Source organism: Permianibacter fluminis (assembly GCF_013179735.1).
In the GTDB taxonomy this organism is placed as follows: Bacteria; Pseudomonadota; Gammaproteobacteria; order Enterobacterales; family Permianibacteraceae; genus Permianibacter; species Permianibacter fluminis.
Window position 1 is genome coordinate 1,945,352 of sequence record NZ_JABMEG010000001.1, and the last position, 17,047, is coordinate 1,962,398.

The 17,047-nt window shown below is 59.5% G+C and carries 14 protein-coding genes; 6 read left to right on the forward strand and 8 right to left on the reverse strand.

Annotated elements, in window-relative coordinates; genetic code table 11:
- Nucleotides 1–148: 148 nt before the first annotated feature.
- A complete protein-coding gene (locus HPT27_RS08380) occupies nt 149–1,153 on the forward strand; it encodes an NHL repeat-containing protein (RefSeq protein WP_172241641.1) in 1,005 nt (334 codons plus the stop codon).
- Nucleotides 1,154–1,194: 41 nt separating this feature from the next.
- The gene (locus HPT27_RS08385) at nt 1,195–3,375 is read left to right on the forward strand and encodes a carbohydrate binding family 9 domain-containing protein (protein WP_172241644.1); all 2,181 of its coding nucleotides are present in this window, start codon (nt 1,195–1,197) and stop codon (nt 3,373–3,375) included.
- A gap of 87 nt (nt 3,376–3,462) precedes the next feature.
- Here the strand turns inward: HPT27_RS08385 and HPT27_RS08390 are convergent, their stop codons facing one another.
- Genes HPT27_RS08390 through HPT27_RS08400 form a run of 3 tightly spaced genes read right to left on the reverse strand, consistent with a single transcriptional unit; the run spans nt 3,463 to nt 5,543 of the window.
- A complete protein-coding gene (locus tag HPT27_RS08390; protein ID WP_172241647.1) occupies nt 3,463–4,431 on the reverse strand; it encodes a tetratricopeptide repeat protein in 969 nt (322 codons plus the stop codon).
- Between the two features lie 42 nt (nt 4,432–4,473).
- A complete protein-coding gene (locus HPT27_RS08395; protein WP_172241650.1) occupies nt 4,474–4,914 on the reverse strand; it encodes a hypothetical protein in 441 nt (146 codons plus the stop codon).
- A gap of 50 nt (nt 4,915–4,964) precedes the next feature.
- Entirely contained in the window at nt 4,965–5,543 is a 579-nt protein-coding gene (locus HPT27_RS08400; protein WP_172241653.1) for a TetR/AcrR family transcriptional regulator, read from the reverse strand.
- A 382-nt stretch (nt 5,544–5,925) separates the two neighbouring features.
- Here HPT27_RS08400 and aceE point away from each other — a divergent pair, with 382 nt between their 5' ends.
- Nucleotides 5,926–8,601, forward strand: coding sequence for a pyruvate dehydrogenase (acetyl-transferring), homodimeric type (gene aceE / locus HPT27_RS08405; RefSeq protein WP_211198023.1), 2,676 nt, complete (start codon nt 5,926–5,928; stop codon nt 8,599–8,601).
- A 12-nt stretch (nt 8,602–8,613) separates the two neighbouring features.
- Nucleotides 8,614–10,269 carry a dihydrolipoyllysine-residue acetyltransferase gene (gene aceF, locus HPT27_RS08410; protein WP_172241659.1) on the forward strand — a complete coding sequence of 552 codons (1,656 nt, stop codon included), beginning with the start codon at nt 8,614–8,616 and terminating at the stop codon, nt 10,267–10,269.
- A 126-nt stretch (nt 10,270–10,395) separates the two neighbouring features.
- Here the strand turns inward: aceF and queF are convergent, their stop codons facing one another.
- From queF to HPT27_RS08430, 4 genes are all read right to left on the reverse strand, one after another.
- Nucleotides 10,396–11,217: an NADPH-dependent 7-cyano-7-deazaguanine reductase QueF gene (gene queF, locus HPT27_RS08415; protein ID WP_172241662.1), complete on the reverse strand. Its 822-nt coding sequence runs from the start codon at nt 11,215–11,217 to the stop codon at nt 10,396–10,398.
- Between the two features lie 52 nt (nt 11,218–11,269).
- Entirely contained in the window at nt 11,270–11,617 is a 348-nt protein-coding gene (locus HPT27_RS08420; protein WP_172241665.1) for a hypothetical protein, read from the reverse strand.
- On the reverse strand, nt 11,617–12,678 hold the full coding sequence (rlmM, locus tag HPT27_RS08425) for a 23S rRNA (cytidine(2498)-2'-O)-methyltransferase RlmM (RefSeq protein ID WP_172241668.1): 1,062 nt from the start codon (nt 12,676–12,678) through the stop codon (nt 11,617–11,619). The genes HPT27_RS08420 and rlmM overlap by 1 nt, the downstream gene beginning before the upstream one ends.
- Nucleotides 12,679–12,866: 188 nt before the next feature.
- A complete protein-coding gene (locus HPT27_RS08430; protein ID WP_172241671.1) occupies nt 12,867–13,199 on the reverse strand; it encodes a DUF1820 family protein in 333 nt (110 codons plus the stop codon).
- A 250-nt stretch (nt 13,200–13,449) separates the two neighbouring features.
- Between HPT27_RS08430 and HPT27_RS08435 the strand changes: the two genes are divergently transcribed.
- On the forward strand, nt 13,450–14,043 hold the full coding sequence (locus HPT27_RS08435; RefSeq protein ID WP_172241674.1) for a class I SAM-dependent methyltransferase: 594 nt from the start codon (nt 13,450–13,452) through the stop codon (nt 14,041–14,043).
- Nucleotides 14,044–14,716: 673 nt separating this feature from the next.
- Here HPT27_RS08435 and HPT27_RS08440 read toward each other — a convergent pair.
- Complete coding sequence (locus HPT27_RS08440; RefSeq protein ID WP_172241677.1) at nt 14,717–15,946, reverse strand: nucleoside recognition domain-containing protein; 1,230 nt, start codon at nt 15,944–15,946, stop codon at nt 14,717–14,719.
- Between the two features lie 273 nt (nt 15,947–16,219).
- On the opposite strand from HPT27_RS08440, the gene HPT27_RS08445 reads away from it, so the two are divergent.
- Nucleotides 16,220–16,969, forward strand: a complete 750-nt coding sequence (locus HPT27_RS08445) for a glycerophosphodiester phosphodiesterase family protein (protein WP_172241680.1) — start codon at nt 16,220–16,222, stop codon at nt 16,967–16,969.
- Nucleotides 16,970–17,047: the final 78 nt, after the last annotated feature.

The following is a 17,047-nucleotide window of genomic DNA, read 5'->3' on the forward strand; positions in this document are numbered from 1 at the left end:
GGCAGGCATCGGACAGCCAGGCGGCCGAGCGCCGGTCGGACAGGCGCGTTGTCAACGTTTCATCAGCTTTTGCTCAGCCGCTTGTCCGGCGGACAGCGCGGCGGCTCGGGATAGTAGCGCCTATCCCGAGCGCCGTGGAGCCGGTCTTATGTCACAAGTGTTGTCGTGGCGGTTGTCAGCGAAGCCGTCGCTGGCGTGGCCGGTTTTGTTGATTGCGTTGATTGCGCTGGCGCCGAACCGATCGTGGTCCGGCGTCATGCCGGAAACCCTGGATCCACTGCCAAGCCTGCAGCAACCCGCCGGACTGGCTCGAGACAGTGGCAGTGGTGATCTCTTTATCGGTGACGCCGCGACCGGACTGATTTGGCGCCGTCGCGCCGGACAATCGCTGAACTTCTTTGCCCGCTTGCCGACCGACGGTCCGGCCCGTCTGGAAGAGCTTGAGCTCGACAGCGCGCACGGCTGGCTGTGGGCCATCGCTTCGCAAGCCGAACCGTCAAGCCGGCCGATTGTGCCGGCGCCCGCAGCCGCGCTGTATCGGTTTGATCTGGCCAGCGGCCGGCTGCAGCAGCGCCATCTGCTGGTCGAGGCCGGCGCTTGGCACCATCTGGGTGATCTCGTTGTTGCCAGCAATGGTGACGTTTATCTCAGCCACAGTTACGAACGGCCGGCGGTGTATCGGCTAACGGCCGATGACGATCAGCTGGCCGTTTTCTGGCGTGGCGGTCCGCAGGTGCGTGAACCGCATGGCATCGCGCTCGATGACGCGCATGGCTGGCTCTACCTCGGTCACGAACGCGGCTTGCTGCGCATTCAGCTGAGCACTGGCGTCAGCGAAAACCTGGCGTTGCCAGCCGGAACCGCGATCAACAGTTGCACCAGCCTGCACTGGTATCACGGCCGATTGCTGGCCCTGACTGCAGGCACCGGTGTGCTGCAGCTGTTGACGCTGACCACTGACGCCGACACCACGATGCCATCGCGCGTGCTGCGCAGTGACACCATCGCCGTGCTGTCGCGCCAGCAATTTCCACCACGCGGCGGGCTCGTGCAAGCCGACGAATTCTGGTTTCTCGCGGAGCAGCTCCGCGCTTCCCGCCATGCCGATATCGACGCGCAATCGACGCTGCAAAAGCTGGTGTTGCCGCACTGATTTCAGCCACAACAACCCATCTCTACTGCAAGGAGTAAGAAGTGAAACGGACCCTGATCACCGGTCTTTGGATACTGTCTCTGTTGGCACTGGTCTGGCTGGCGCCGGCCGCCTACGCGACCATCGACAGCCAGTCTGGTAAATCACTGCAAGCCATCAAAGTCGGCGCGGCACCGCAGCTCGATGGCGTGCTGGACGACGCGGTCTGGCAACAGGCAAGCGCGATTAGCGATTTCAAGCAGTACGAGCCGATTGCGCTCGCTGACGCCAGCGAGCGCACCGAAATCCGGGTGCTCTACGACGACGAAAATCTTTATATCGGTGCCCAGCTCTACGACAGTGAACCGACCGAAGTGACCCGCAATTTTTTGTCGCGGCAGAAACGGGTGCGCGGAGATGATCGTTTGGTGGTGGTACTGGATACCTTTCTCGATAAACGCAACGGCTACTTCTTCGAGGTCAACCCAAACGGCATTCGCGCCGATGGCCTGATCGAAAACAACACCACCTTGCTGGAGGATTGGGAAGGCTTCTGGTTTGCCGAAAGCCGCCTGAACGATCAAGGCTGGGCCGTCGAGGTCAAGATCCCTTTCCGGGCGCTTTCGTTCCGGCCGGACGGCGATACCTGGGGGCTGAATTTCTATCGCGCGATCGCCCGCAAGAATGAATTGCTGATGTGGAGCAATCCCGGACAGGTCGAAGCGCCGCTGGCACCGACCTGGGCCGGTCAGCTGCGCGGACTGCAAGGCATGCAGCAAGGGCTTGGCTTGCAAGTGGTGCCGTCACTGGTGTTGAAAAAACAGCGCGACTTCGCTGCGGCCGAAACTGGCGCGCGTGAGGACAGTTCGGACTTTGAGCCGGCGCTTGATGTGCTGTACAAAATCGATGACTCCGTCACCGCCGCGCTGACCTTGAACACCGATTTTTCCGCCACCGATGTTGACGACCGCATCGTCAACCTGAGTCGGTTCTCACCGTTCCTGCCGGAAAAGCGCCTGTTCTTCCTGCAAGACGCCGGCATTTTCGAATTTGGTGATCTGAGTGAAAATGCCCGGCCGTTCTTTTCCCGCACCATCGGTCTGGATGCGGACGGTCAGCCAGTCGATCTGCAGGGCGGGCTGAAGTTGACCGGTCGCAGTGGCGACTGGAATTACGGTTTTCTCGGGGTTCGGCAAGACGAAACTGACGCGATTGAACAGCAGGATGTGTTTGTCGCCCGGTTCGTTCGGAATGTGCTTGAGCAAGCCAGTGTCGGGGTGATTGCCACCAGCGGCAATCCGCGTGGCGGCCCCGACAACCGCTTGATAGGTACCGATTTTCGCTACCGCACGGCCGCGACTTTTACCGGCAAACCGCTGGAAGCCAATCTGTGGTGGCAGCGCAGCGACACCGAAGGGCTTGCTGGCGATGATGGCGCTTTCGGCGGCATGCTGCGGCAACCGGATGACCGGCATTTCGTCGAGGCGTTCTACAAGGAAGTGCAGCAGAATTTCGATCCGGCCCTGGGTTTTGTCAACCGGGCCGGTATCCGCGACGCCCGCCTGTTCTACCGGTTTCGGACCCGGCCGGAAAACAGCCGCTGGCTGGCGAACAATTATTGGCTGTATTTGAATCGGGTGACCGGGGTCGACAATGCTGTACAAACTGAGATCGCCGAATTTTCGCCATGGTCACCGTGGGATTTCAATTATTACGAGCCGTTCCTGTCGTTCAATCGGGAAGTGGTCAGCGAAGCGTTTACGCTGGCTGACCGGTTTGCGGTACCGATCGGTGACTACCGTTTTCAGCGGGCAATCCTGAATGTCGAAACGGCCGAGTCCGGGGCTTGGGTGTTCAATGGACGGATTGGTGTCGGCGAATTTTTTCACGGTGATCAGGACGAGCTGCGTACTGAGCTGACCTGGAAGCAAAGCCCTCATCTGACCTGGAAAGGGCTCGCCAGCTTTAATCAATTGCGGTTTCCGGAAGGTGATTTCCTGGTGCGTTTGTTTCGCTTGAAATCGACCGTCGCGTTCAACGACACCTGGTCCTGGGTTACCGTGGCGCAGTTTGATAATGTCAGCGAGCAATTGGGCATCAATACCCGCTTGCAATGGCTGCCGCAGGCCGGTCAAGAAGTGTTCCTGATGTTCAATCACGGCGCCAGCCGCGATCCCGATCAGCACTTCCGCGCTGAACAAACTGACGCAGTGTTCAAGGTTTCCTACGCATTCCAGTTTTGATGCCTGTGCTGGCGTGCGCGGATTGCACGAGCGGTTGTGCGGGTTGAAGGGTGTGAGTAGCGTTAGCAGCGATAGCGACGATGCCGGTCAGCTGACCGGCATCGGATCGAACGAGCTGCCGCGCGATGCCGGCATGATCGGTTGCATTCGATTGAGAAAATAGCGGGCCAGTTGCGTCTCATCGAACGACGGCAGATTCATTTGCAGGACAGCTTTGAAATAGTCGCGGGCGCGATCAGGCTTGCCGACACCCTGCCAATACCAGCCACGGTAGAACAGCGCTTCGCACAATTGCTCGCGGAAGCGGTCGCTGTCCTTGCTTTGCAGCGCGGTCAAATAGGCGGTCAAGTCGGTTTCGTCAGTCAGTGCAAACCAGCCTGCGGCGAGCGCCGGCCATTGGTTGCGCTCAGCTTTTGGTGGCGGTGGCAAGGCGTTGCGACTGGCGTCGCCCAGCAGCGGTTGCAGCAGCGACAGCATGAGGTAGGCGTAATGCCGGTCGCTCGCTTCAGCGGTGGTTTTGATCACGTCGCGAAAAATCCGGTCAGCGTCAGGGTACGCGCCGAGTTGGATCAGACCGACCGCAACGCTGCGATCATGATCGGCATGATCATCGCCCTGCAGTGATTGCAGCAACAGCCGTTTGCCGGCGTCGAGCTCGCCAATCTGGAGCAGCGCGGCGCCCAGATCGGCTTTGTGATGGCTGGAGTTTGGCTCCAGCCGCAGCGCCTGATCGTAATAAAACGCTGCCATCACCGGCATGCCGAGACGGCCATAGGTTTTGCCCAGCGTATCGAAGGCTTCGGCGATATCCGCTTGCCGCTTGCTGCTTTCCGGTTGGTCGTACAGCGCGCCGACTTGCTGCAGATAATTCAGCAACCGGTACTGCAACAGTTTGGCTTCGCGCGGTTCGGGGAAATGCTGCTGCGCGGCCAGATCCAGCAGCGCCGTTTCGCTGGCTGAAACCGGGGGCGGCGCCAGCAAGGCAATCAGCGGAATCAGCGGAATCAACAGAAAAACAAAAACAGCTGCCAGCGTGGCAGAACGACGACGAGACATGACAACTCCTGCAGGCTCGGTCGTCATTCTGCCGGAGCGGCATCAGCCCGACAAACTGAAACCCAGTGCGGCCACGGCGCCGGCGTTCAGGCCGAGAATCAGGCCGGCCAACGCGCGCTCGCCACGGTTCTGGTCGCGCAGCAACCACAAGGCGGCGATCACCGTTTGCAAGCTCAGCCAGCCGTGCAAGGCCGAGGTCCAATCGACCAGGGCGATGCCGGCGATGGCGTTGGCAACGGCCAGTACCATGGCAGCGCGGCCGCTACGTTCGCAGATCGGCACCAGAGCCAGATACAGCGTGGCGATGCCGAGGCTGAACGCGGCATAGACCGGGCCCGCGTCGCCGAAGCCGAACGTCGGCAACAACATCAGCAGAACAGCGCCAGCCATGCCGAGTACCGGGGCGAAAATTGCCCATGGTCCGGCCGCGACCGGTAATGACAGGGCAGGGGACGGGCGGGCTTGCAGCGGGAACGTGCTCATGATGACCTCCATATACTTACTAATAAGTAAGTGTCTTCCGTAAATAAAAATCAGTGCAGGCTCGCCAGGCCATGCTGCAGTTCGGCAATGACCGTTTCCAGCTGGGGCAGACCGGTCAGCCGCTGCAACTGCAGGGCACCACCCAACGCCGCCAGTACCAGCGTGGCGCGCTCTTCGGCCCGGCCTTCAAAGTGGAACTGACCGGCATCGCGGCCGCGGGCCAGCATCTGGACCAGCGCGTTCAGCACTTCCTTGATCAGCAGCCGAACCTGGATTTGCATGCTGTGCGGGATGCTGTCGGCCTCAATGGCCGCAACGCCCACCGCGCAGACGGCGCAGTTTTCGCTGGCATGGCGGCGGTAGTAGTTGAACAGGAAATCGAGCTGCTGATCCCAAGGGGTTTGCTCGGCGGCAAACCGGATCTGCGCTTCCTTGAGCCGGTCCCGGATGCGCTCGATCAACGCGACCCCGAGCTCTTCCTTGCCCTGGAAGTGGTAATGGATGGCAGCGGGTTTGATGCCGAGCGGACCGGCAATGTCGGCGTAGGAGAAGCCACGAAAGCCGCGCTCATGCAGCAGCTTCTCCGCCAGCTCCAGCACTTCGGTTCGGGTATCGCGACGGGCGCTCATGGACAGTCCTGATTGGGGTGAGGCAGCGAGCCACATCATGGCAGTTAGCCCTCGGTGTTCGAGGATGTGGCGATGGTAATCCTGTATTTTACTTACCTGCAAGTAAAATATTGCCGAAAAGGCTGGCCATCTGGTCTGACCCCGAGCTGGAATGGCAGTCCAGCCGTAGCTTTTCTCCTTGACCAGCCTAGACTTGCCGGCAGTTTGTCGCCCGCAAAGCCGGTCGGCATGCCGCCATAGCTAAGAGCTAGCCAAGCAATAACAGTCACTCAATTGGCAGCATGGCGGCCAGACCGCCGGTATCCGCGCCCAGCGCCGTGCCGGTGAACCCGAATGACGTCAGCCGAATTGTATTAAGGAGCCCATCATGTCGCTCGACCGACTGCCCGACAACGACCCGACCGAAACCCAGGAATGGCTCGACGCCCTTGATGGCGTACTCGAAGCCGAAGGCGTCGAACGCGCCCACTACCTGCTGGAAAAGCTGATCGACAAGGCCCGCCGCTCCGGTGCCTACCTGCCGTACTCGGCGACCACGGCTTACGTGAACACCATTCCGCCGTCGAAGGAAGCGCCGTATCCGGGCGACCAAGCCATCGAGGCGCGCATCCGTTCGATCATTCGCTGGAACGCGTTGGCAATCGTCCTGCGTGCCGGCAAACTCGATCTGGAACTCGGCGGCCATATTTCCTCGTTCGCGTCGTCGGCGACCATTTATGACGTTGCGTTCAACCACTTCTTCAAAGGTGACCAAGGCAACGGCGGTGATCTGATTTATTTCCAGGGCCATGCCTCGCCCGGCATTTATGCTCGTGCCTTTATGGAAGGCCGCTTGACCGAAGAACAACTGGCGCATTTCCGTCAGGACGTCGATGGCAAAGGTGTGACCTCGTATCCGCATCCGTGGCTGATGCCGGACTTCTGGCAATTCCCGACTGTGTCGATGGGCCTCGGGCCCCTGCAAGCCATTTATCAGGCGCGTTTCCTGCGCTACCTCGAACACCGCGAACTGCAAAAAACCGACGGCCGCAAAGTCTGGGCCTTTATGGGCGACGGCGAAATGGACGAGCCGGAATCGCTCGGTGCCATCGGCATGGCCGGTCGCGAGAAACTCGACAACCTGATTTTCGTCGTCAACTGCAACCTGCAGCGTCTCGACGGTCCGGTCCGTGGCAACGGCAAAATCATTCAGGAACTGGAAGCCGATTTCCGTGGCGCTGGCTGGAACGTGATCAAGGTGATCTGGGGCCGTTATTGGGACCCGCTGCTGGCTCGCGACACCAAAGGCGCGCTGCGCCGGATCATGGAAGAAACCGTTGACGGCGAATACCAGAACTACAAGTCCTTCGGTGGCAAATACACCCGGGAAAACTTCTTCGGCAAAGATCCGGAAACCGCGGCGATGGTGGCCAACATGTCGGACGAAGACATCTGGCGCTTGAATCGCGGCGGTCATGATCCGCACAAAGTGCACGCCGCGTTCCATGCTGCGACCACGCATAAAGGTCAGCCAACCGTCATTCTGGCGAAAACCGTCAAGGGTTACGGCCTCGGCCCGATTGGTGAAGGCAAGAACATTGCTCACCAATTGAAGAAAATGGATCTGGATGCGATCAAGGCCTTCCGCGATCGGTTCCGCGTGCCGATTCCGGACGACAAGCTGGCTGATCTGCCGTTCTATTTGCCACCGGCCGACTCGCCGGAAATGAAATACCTGCGTGAGCGGCGTTCGGCACTTGGTGGTTTCCTGCCGGCGCGCCGTGCCAAAGCCGAATCACTGGAAGTGCCGGCACTGAAAGCGTTTGAAGCAGTCACCGCCGGCAGTGGCGATCGTGAGATCAGCACCACCATGGCGTTCGTTCGCATGCTGAATGTGTTGATGAAAGACAAGGTGCTGGGTTCGCGTTGCGTGCCGATCATTCCGGACGAAGCTCGCACCTTCGGCATGGAAGGCATGTTCCGTCAGTACGGCATTTACTCGTCGGTTGGCCAGCTGTATCAGCCGGTCGATTCCGATCAGGTGTCGTATTACAAAGAAGACATCAAGGGCCAGTTGCTGGAAGAGGGTATCAACGAAGCGGGCGCGATCTCGTCGTGGATTGCAGCCGGTACCTCGTACAGCAGCAACAACTACCCGATGATTCCGTTCTACATCTTCTATTCGATGTTCGGTCTGCAGCGGACCATGGATCTGGCCTGGGCCGCCGGTGACATGCAGGCGCGTGGCTTCCTGCTCGGCGCAACCGCCGGCCGCACCACATTGAACGGCGAAGGCCTGCAGCATCAAGATGGCCATTCGCACATTCTGGCGTCAACCATTCCGTCTTGCGTTGCCTACGACCCGGCCTATGGCTATGAGCTGGCGGTGATCGTCCAGAACGGTCTGGAGCGCATGGTCGAGAAACAGGAAAACGTTTTCTATTACATCACGCTGATGAACGAAAACTACGTCCAGCCGGCGATGCCGAAAGGCGCCGAAGAGGGCATCCTGAAAGGCATGTACCTGCTGCGCGAAGGCGAGCTTGACGCCAAAGCGGCTGGCAAGAGCAAAGGCAAGAAAGCGCCGAAAGTGCAGCTGTTCGGTTCCGGCACCATTTTGAACGAAGTGTTGGCGGCCTCGGATCTGCTGCGTGACAACCACGGCGTTGTCAGCGACATCTGGAGCGTCACCAGCTACACCGAGCTGCGCCGTGACGGCCTCGATGCCGATCGCTGGAATCTGCTGCACCCGGATGAAAAACCGCAAACACCGTATGTCGCCAAAGTGCTGAAAGATCGCGAAGGCCCGGTGGTTGCCGCCAGCGACTACCAGAAATCGCTGGCCGACCTGATTCGGCAATGGGTACCGGGCGATTACCGTGTGCTTGGCACTGACGGTTTCGGTCGTTCCGATTCGCGCGCTGCGCTGCGCCGGTTCTTCGAAGTGGATCGTCACTACATCGTGATCGCCGCGCTGAAAGCGCTTTCCGACCGTGGCGATGTACCGGCCAAGGCGGTCAAGGATGCCATCACCTTGTATGGCATTGATCCCAACAAACCGAATCCGGTCACGGTGTAAGGAGCGCACGACATGGCAATCCGTGAAATCACCGTACCGGACATTGGCGACGTCAAAAATGTCGATGTCATCGAAGTGCCGGTCAAGGTCGGCGATGTCATCAAGAAAGACGACACGCTGATCACCGTGGAAACCGACAAGGCGACGATGGAAGTGCCGGCGCCAGCGGCTGGCACCATCAAGGAAATGAAACTGAAAGTCGGCGACAAGGTCTCGCAAGGTTCGTTGATCTTGTTGCTGGAAGAAGCCGGTGCTAGCGCAGCGGTGTCTGCACCTGCGCCAGCACCGACTGCAGTTTCCGCATCAGCACCCGCTCCGGTTGCGGCGGTACCAGCGCCGGTCGCAGCAGCACCTGCTGCTGCCAGCGGCCCGGCCCGTAGCGAGACCGTATCCGTTCCGGATATTGGCGACGCCAAAGATGTCGATGTGATCGAGATCGCCGTGAAAGTCGGCGATACCGTCAAGAAAGACGACACGCTGATTGTGGTCGAAGGCGAAAAAGCCACGATGGATGTGCCATCGTCGGTGTCCGGTGTGGTCGAATCGATTGCGCTGAAAGTCGGCGACAAAGTCTCGAAAGGCAGCGTTATCGGCGTTATCAAGGTCGCTGGCGGCGCGTCTGCACCGCTGGCTGCGGCACCGGCGCCCAGCACAAGCGTTGCTGCAAGTGCGCCGAGCGTTGTCACCGCAGCAATGCCATCGGTTAGCACGGATCGTGCGGCACCGGTGCCGGACTATCCGTACGAACGCAAAGCAGTGGGCGAGAAAATTGTTCACGCCTCGCCAGCGATACGGCGCTTTGCCCGCGAACTGGGCGTCGATCTTGGCAAGGTGAATGCGTCCGGTCCGAAAGGCCGGGTGATGAAGGAAGACATTCAGTCCTTCGTCAAATTCGAACTCAACCGGCCGAAACCGGTTGCCAGCAGCGGCGCCGGTGTGCCGGAGCTGCCGACGATTGATTTCAGCAAATGGGGCGAGGTGGAAACCCGTCAGCTCACCCGCATCCAGAAAGTCTCCAGCGTCAATCTGCATCGCAACTGGCTGACCATTCCGCATGTCACCCAGCATGACGATGCCGATATCACCGAACTGGAGGCCTTCCGTCAGGGTGCGAAAGACGAAGCGGAAAAACGCGGCATCAAACTGACCCCGCTGGTGTTTGTCATGAAGGCCGTGGTCAACACGCTGCAGGCGTTCCCGAGCTTCAACGCCTCACTGGCGCCGGACGGCGAAACGCTGGTGCTGAAAAAATATTGGCACATCGGTGTTGCCGTCGACACCCCGGATGGTTTGGTGGTGCCGGTGGTGCGTGATGTCGATAAGAAATCGGTGTTCCAACTATCGGAAGAACTGGCGGAAATCAGCAAGAAAGCCCGCGAGAAGAAACTCGGTGCCGATGCGATGCAAGGCTCCACCTTCACGATTTCGTCGCTCGGTGGCATCGGTGGCAGCTACTTCACCCCGATCGTGGCCTGGCCAAACGTGGCGATTCTGGGTCTGTCGAAGAGCAGCATGAAACCGGTCTGGGACGGCAAGCAGTTTGTCCCGCGACTGATGCTGCCGATGTCGCTGTCCTATGACCACCGGGTCATTGATGGTGCGGTCGGTGCGCGCTTTATCACGCATCTGGCCAAGAACCTGAGTGACATCCGGCGCTTGCTGCTGTAATTCCATCCGGCAATCAGCCCGCGCGGGAGCCGTTGCTCTCGTCAAAAGTTGCTCTTGTTAAAAACAAAGGCCGGCATGTGCAGACATGCCGGCCTTTGTTTTTGTGCGATGTTCAGCTGTCGCGGCTTATTGCCGGGCGGCTCGCCGATTGTCGTAGGTGGTTTCGTCGCTGCTGCGGTAGGGGTTGATGTCGAGACCGCCGCGGCGGGTGTAACGGGCAAATACCGTCAGGGCTTGCGGCTGGCAGCGCTGCCAGATATCGCAGAACATCCGCTCGATGCAGTGCTCATGAAACTCGGCGTGATTGCGGAACGAAACGATGTAACGCAGCAGGCTGGCGTGGTCGATGGCGGCGCCGTGGTAACGCACGACCACGGTCGCCCAATCCGGTTGTCCGGTAACCGGGCAATTGGATTTGAGCAGTTGGCTGTGCAGGGTTTCCCGTATCGGTTTGCCGGCGCGGGCCTGATCGAGGGCCAGCAAGTCCGGCTGCAAGGCATAGTCGGTACAGGCAATATCCAGTTCATCAAGACACAGGCCATCGCCCGGCCATTGTGGCCGCATCACCGCTTCGCTGGCTGGCTTCAGTTCGACACGTACGTCGGCACCGGCTGCCGCTGACAAATCCTGCTGCATTTTTTGCTGAACGTCGGACCATTCATTGAAGCGCGTGCCATTGAATGAGTTCAGGTAGAGCTTGAAGGATTTTGATTCGATCAAATTCGGGCTGTTGAACGGTACGGTGAATTCGCCCAGCGCAACGACCGGCTTGCCTTTGCCGTTCAGCCAGGACAGCTCGTAGCCGTTCCAGATATCGACGCCGGTGAATGGCAATGTCGTCAACGGCAAATGGGCGCGGTTCAGCGCCCGTGGCACCGGGTGCAGCAGTTTCGGATCGTATTGATCCTTGTACAGCACGGTTTTGCCGAGCAGGAGTTCGTGGCTCATTTTTTTCTCGGAGGGAATCGTAATCGCAAAAAATGATGCAAGTTAGGTTGTTCTATTCGTTGTTCAATTTCGCAAATATCGGTTCCAGCAACAATCTTGCGAAAAAGAGTGTTGAGAAAATCCCCGAAATACAAAGCAGCATCTGTGGGGCTTCCTGTTGCGGGATTGCAATCAGGCCTAAAAGCAGCCAAGGCGGGAGCAGGCCAATAAACGCAGCGGTTCGCGTTTTTTTGCGCGCGAACCATAGAGGGACATAAATTGCCACCAGCACAACTGCGACGTACCCAGCGGAAATACCAAGCATGCTCTTTGGCCCTTCCCAGTTGTGCCTGCTAATTCCATACCACATCATAAAAAATAGATTGATCGTGGCGTAAGCGAACCCGATAAATATATGCATTAGCCTTGACCCAATACACGAATATGCAAAGTCACTTCTTCGCGGTCGTAATACAGATGCTTGACCTGCAATTCAAAACTGATGTTCCTGTCGAGCATCGGCTTCTCGATGGTATCCAGGCAGCGCTCCAGTTCTTCGAAGCGTTTTTTCATCGGCAGTTTCAGATTGATGATCGCTTCGCGGCACCAGTTGTTCTGCAGCCATTTCGCCAGCAGTTGGGCGACTCGCATCGGTTTTTCCACCATGTCGCAAAGCAGCCAGTCGACCCGGCGTTCCGGTTTGAACAGAAAGCCGTCGAGTGCGCGGTGTTCGACCTGGCCGGTGGCCATCAAACGGGGATCGATCTGGCCGTGATCCACCGCCGTGACATGAATGCCGAGCTGCACCATCTGATAGGTCCAGCCACCGGGGCAGGCGCCGAGATCGACGGCGCGCATGCGCGGCTTCAATCGGTGTGGCCATTGATCTCGGGGAATGAATTCCTGCAGCGCTTCTTCCAGTTTCAGGGTTGAGCGGCTTGGCGCATCTTTCGGCATGCGCAGGCGGCGAATGCCCATCGGTTCGCTGTGGCTGCGGGCAATCGGTGCGTAACCGACCAGCGCATGGCTGCCATCGAGGAACAGGACGTGCAGGCGCTGATCGCTGCCTTTCTGGGAAGCGTCGCCTTCGCGCAGCATGCCGGCTTTTTTCAGCGCCTGTTCCAGCGGTGCGGTGATGCTGCGGCACAGTGCCTGCAATTCGCGGCCCGGTTCGCTGTCGCTGCTTTCGATGAACAGTGCGGCGCCACTGCTGCGGCCGAGCGCTTTCAGGATGCCGTCAACACGGTTTTTCGGATCCAGCTCGACTTCTTCCAGCGCGAGAAACCATTGCCGGGTGAACACCAGCAATTTGACGTCCATCTGTTCTGCCAGTGCGCGGACATTGCCGCGACCGAACACTAAACCACCGAGCGCCGGGATTTCGGTGGTGAGTTCGGTATCCCAGGCTTGCGCCATGGCTTCCAGTTCGGCGGCGCATTCGGTTTCGAAACCGGGGCGGCAATGGGCAACGATTAATGCCACGGGAAAAACCTCGTTTGAACAGCTTCGGATTGTGCGAAAGCAAATATGTTTTGGCTCCCCGCCTTGTCAAGGCGGGGTTGGGGGCGGTTGAACTCAGATCGCAAAGCTGTCAGCGATAAAGAGCTGTTCGATTAGAAACTCCGCAACCACCCCTAACCCCTCCTTAAAAAGGAGGGGGATCAGAATCATTATTCCGGCTTCTTCGTCGGCCTTGGCATGCCGGCGGGAAACGGCGTGACGTTTTCGCCTTTCCCGTCAGTAATGCGCGCTTCGCCGACTTTGCTGACTTCGTCAATGCGGACAATCGCATGTGCCGGAATATAGCTGCGGCGGACGCCGTCGAATTCGTTTTTGAGTTTTTCTTCAGCCGGGTCAACCAGGAGCTGGCTGCGCTCGCCGAACACCAGTTCCTCGATCTCGACAAAGCCCCACATGTCGCTCTGGTAGACATAGCGGGCATACAGCTCGTAGTGCTGACCCTGGTTCAGGAAGATCACACGGTACAGTCGGGGTTCGGACATGGTGTTGAATTGGCTTCAGTGTAGGGCTCAGTCAAGCATGCCGAATGGGGACTGGGTGAATCCGGTCGTTCGCTCGCGGCATGCCCACCCCTCTCCTGGCACTGCGTGCCACCCTCTCCCACAAGGGGCGAGGGGAATGAGGAAGTCGTCGCTATGCGACTGGCCCGGTCAATGGGGGCGCAATGGTAGCATAGCGACCCTTCCGGCCACGGCAGCGCTGACTGCCGGCCTGCCTTGAACTGGAACCACCATGCCGTCACCGCACCCGACCGCCTGCCGCTACCGCGAAGATCTGCACTTTGCCGCCAATGTCCGTGGCTTCGATTTCAGGTTTACCACCACCCACGGTCTGTTTTCGCCGAAAGAGGTCGATGAGGGCTCGCGGCTGATGCTGGATTATGTGGAGCCGAAGCCGGACGCCCGGACCCTCGACGTCGGCTGTGGCTACGGCGTGCTCGGCATGACGCTGGCCCGGATGGCGCCGCAAGGCATGCACACCCTGATCGACAAGGACTATGTCGCGGTCGAATACACCAAGAAAAATCTGGCGGCGAACGGCATCAAGAACGCCGAGGCCTTCCTGTCCAACGGTCTGTCGGAAGTGGGCACTCGCCAGTTCGACCTGATCGTGTCCAACCTGCCGGCGAAAGCGGGCAATGAGCTGTTCTATCTGTATTTCTATGACGCCCTGCATCATCTGGCGCCGGGCGGCGAGCTGGTGGTGGTCACAATCAACGGCTTGCGCGAGTTTGTTAAACGCAGCTTCAACGAAGTGTTCGGCAACTACGAGAAGCGCAAGCAAGGTGCTCACTACACCATCTCGGCGGCGGTCAAAAAGGCCTGAGAGCGGTTGTTTTGTCGGCGGTCGGCCGGGGTAAAAAAGTCACAAAAAAGGTTCCACGACGGATTCTTGCCGCTTGCAGCTGAGATGCACGAAGGTTTCACGAAGCCGTCATCAGCTGTCCACAATTTCTGTGGATAACTTTGGTGAAATCTTGCCGAAACCCGATGCCGGCCCAGCAGATTCTGGCCTTTAACTTGAATTGCTCAAAAAACGTACGATTATATTTAAATCAACCATTTCAATGAGTTAGCGCTTATTTTTGGCGTTGTCGAAGGATTGTACAGTCTTTGTAGCCGGCGCTTTGACGCTGCACTGCGGCGAAACCCGGGCTGTGGACGAACGGCGTCACGAAATTGTCAATCGGGCAACGGCGCGGCGCGTTTCGCCGGTGCAAGTGAGGACTAACCTGAGTGTTTTGCGCGGACTTATCTGGCACGGGTTCGCGCGCTGACAGTGTAAAAAAAGCGCCTGATCCGGCGCGGGGTTTTGGTCGCTAATCGCACAAATGGGCTGGGTGGTTTTTGTCCGGGCTGAGCATTGCCCGGTCTGAGTCTTGTCCGGATTGCGCAGGGCTCGGGCAGCACCTTGTCCGAATAGTCCCTTGCCTGAATTACCCGTCGGCCGGATTGGCCGGTCGCATTGTCAGCCTGCCGCAACCAGCCCCATCCCTCGCTCAAGCAAAGAAGGCATAACTCAGCAGCACGGCGGCAACGATGCAGGCAACGTCTGCCAGCACGGCGCACATCAGCGTCGGCCCGAGCTTCTTCAGGCCAACCGACCCGGCATAAACCGCCAGCACATAAAACGTCGTTTCCGAGCTGCCTTGCATCACCGCCGAGGTCAGCGCGGCAAAACTGTCCGGGCCAAACTGGCGCATGGTCTCCAGCATCATGGCGCGGGCGCCGGAGCCGGACAGCATTTTCATGATGCCGGTCGGCAGGGCATCGACAAAGGCAGTATCGCCGCCAGCCGTTGCCACCAGGTAGCGGACGCCGTCGAGCAGCAGATCCAGCACACCGCTGGCGCGCAGCAGGCCAATCGCCACCAGCATCGCAACGAGATACGGCAATATCTGAATCGCCAGCGCAAAACCTTCCTTGGCGCCGGCGATAAAGCTGTCGAACAAGTCGACCTTGTTGCGTGCGCCGAGCAGCAGAATGCTGGCGATGGCGGCCAGCAACAGGCCATTGCCAAGCGCCGAGGAATAACCGGTCAGGGCGTCGTGCGGCAACCAGAACACTGGCAGCAGCATCAATGCGATCACCCCGAGCGCCGCCAGCACATAGGCGCCAACCACCCGATTGAGCACCGGTAGCCGCAGCCGCCACGCCACCAGCCCCAAGCCGACACAGGTGCCACAGGCCGTCGCGCCGAGAATCGGTAGAAACACCGCGGCCGGATCGCTGGCGCCGCTTTGCGCCCGGTACATCATCACGGTGACCGGAAACAGCGTCAGCGACGCCGTGTTCAGCACCATGAACAGGATCTGGGCGCGGCTGGCGGTGTCGGCGAGTGGATTCAGCGACTGCAGCTCCTGCATCGCGCGCAGGCCGATCGGTGTCGCAGCGTTGTCGAGTCCGAGCAGGTTGGCGGCGCTATTCATCGCCATGCTGCCGAGCGCCGGGTGGCCACGCGGAATTTCCGGAAACAGTTTGCCGAACAAAGGCGCCAGCAAGCGCGACAACCCGGCCGTCAGACCGGCGTGGTCAGCTATCTTCAACAGGCCGAGCCATAAACAGAGCAGGCCGACCAGGCCGAGCGCGATATCCACTGACAGCTTCGCCATCGCAAACGCTTCGCTGGTCAGCGTGGCAAAAATGGCGGTGTTGTCCTGCACCAGCCATTGCCACAGCGCGCCGGCAAATGCCGCCAGAAAAAAGCCCAGCCAGATCCGGTTCAGCATGAAGGCTCGTCGTCCGCTTGTGTCGGGTGGTGAATGCAGGCATCTTGCCATGCAGTGGCCAGCGGTGAAACCGCGCAGTGGCGGGTGACGGAAAAATGCAGCGCGACGATTTGCGCCGCTGCCCGCGCAGTGAGGTCAATCTGGCCGCCATGTGGCTCACGCCAGCCTGCAAGCCCGATCTCGAATTCACATCGGAGCCGCGTTCATGCTGGAGCCCGAATTCAAGGTCGATCTCGAATGCACGACGAGCCCGCGATGAAGGAGTCAGGGCGTATGCACAACAGCACACTGGCCTCGCTGCGCACGGCGCGCGTGATCGGTCATCGCGGTTTGGCGGCAGCAGCGCCGGAAAACACCATGGCAGCGTTTGTCGCGGCGCAGCAGGCCGGACTGCGCTGGGTCGAGCTCGATGCCAAGCTGTGTGCCAGCGGCGAGTTGATTGTGCTGCATGACAACAGCGTGGATCGCACCAGCAATGGTCGCGGTCGGGCACACGCGATGAGTTACCAACAATTGCGCAAGCTGGACGCCGGCAGCTGGTTTTCACCGCGCTTTGCCGGTGAGCGCATTCCGCTGCTGCAGGATGTTTTGCAGTTCTGCGCCGATCACGGTATCGGCATCAACATTGAATTGAAACCCAATCCCGTCGATTACGTCGCCACCGCCCGCGCCGTCGCCGATTTGCTGCGGGCCGGTGACTGGTCGGCGCGGCTGCCGCTGTTGATCTCCAGTTTTTCGCTGCAATCGCTGCGTGCATTTCAGCGCTATCTGCCGGAACTGCCACGCGGCTTGTTGCTGGAGCGGCGCTGGCCGCTGCCGCGCATTCTGGCCGAGCTCGATGCCCTCGCGGCGGTCAGCTTTCACTACGACGACTCGCTGATCACGCCCGAACAGATTGCCGCAGTCCGCGCCAGTGGCCGCGACGTGCTGATCTGGACCGTCAATGATCCGGCCCGGGCCAAGGCGTTGTGGCAGCTCGGTGTGACGGCGGTATTTTCCGATCAGCCGCTGGTGCCGGCATGACCCACGAACGATTCGGACCATGCTGGTTGCGCAGTGACAGCGCGAGCATTTGCCGGCTTGCCGCTATAGTTAACCGGA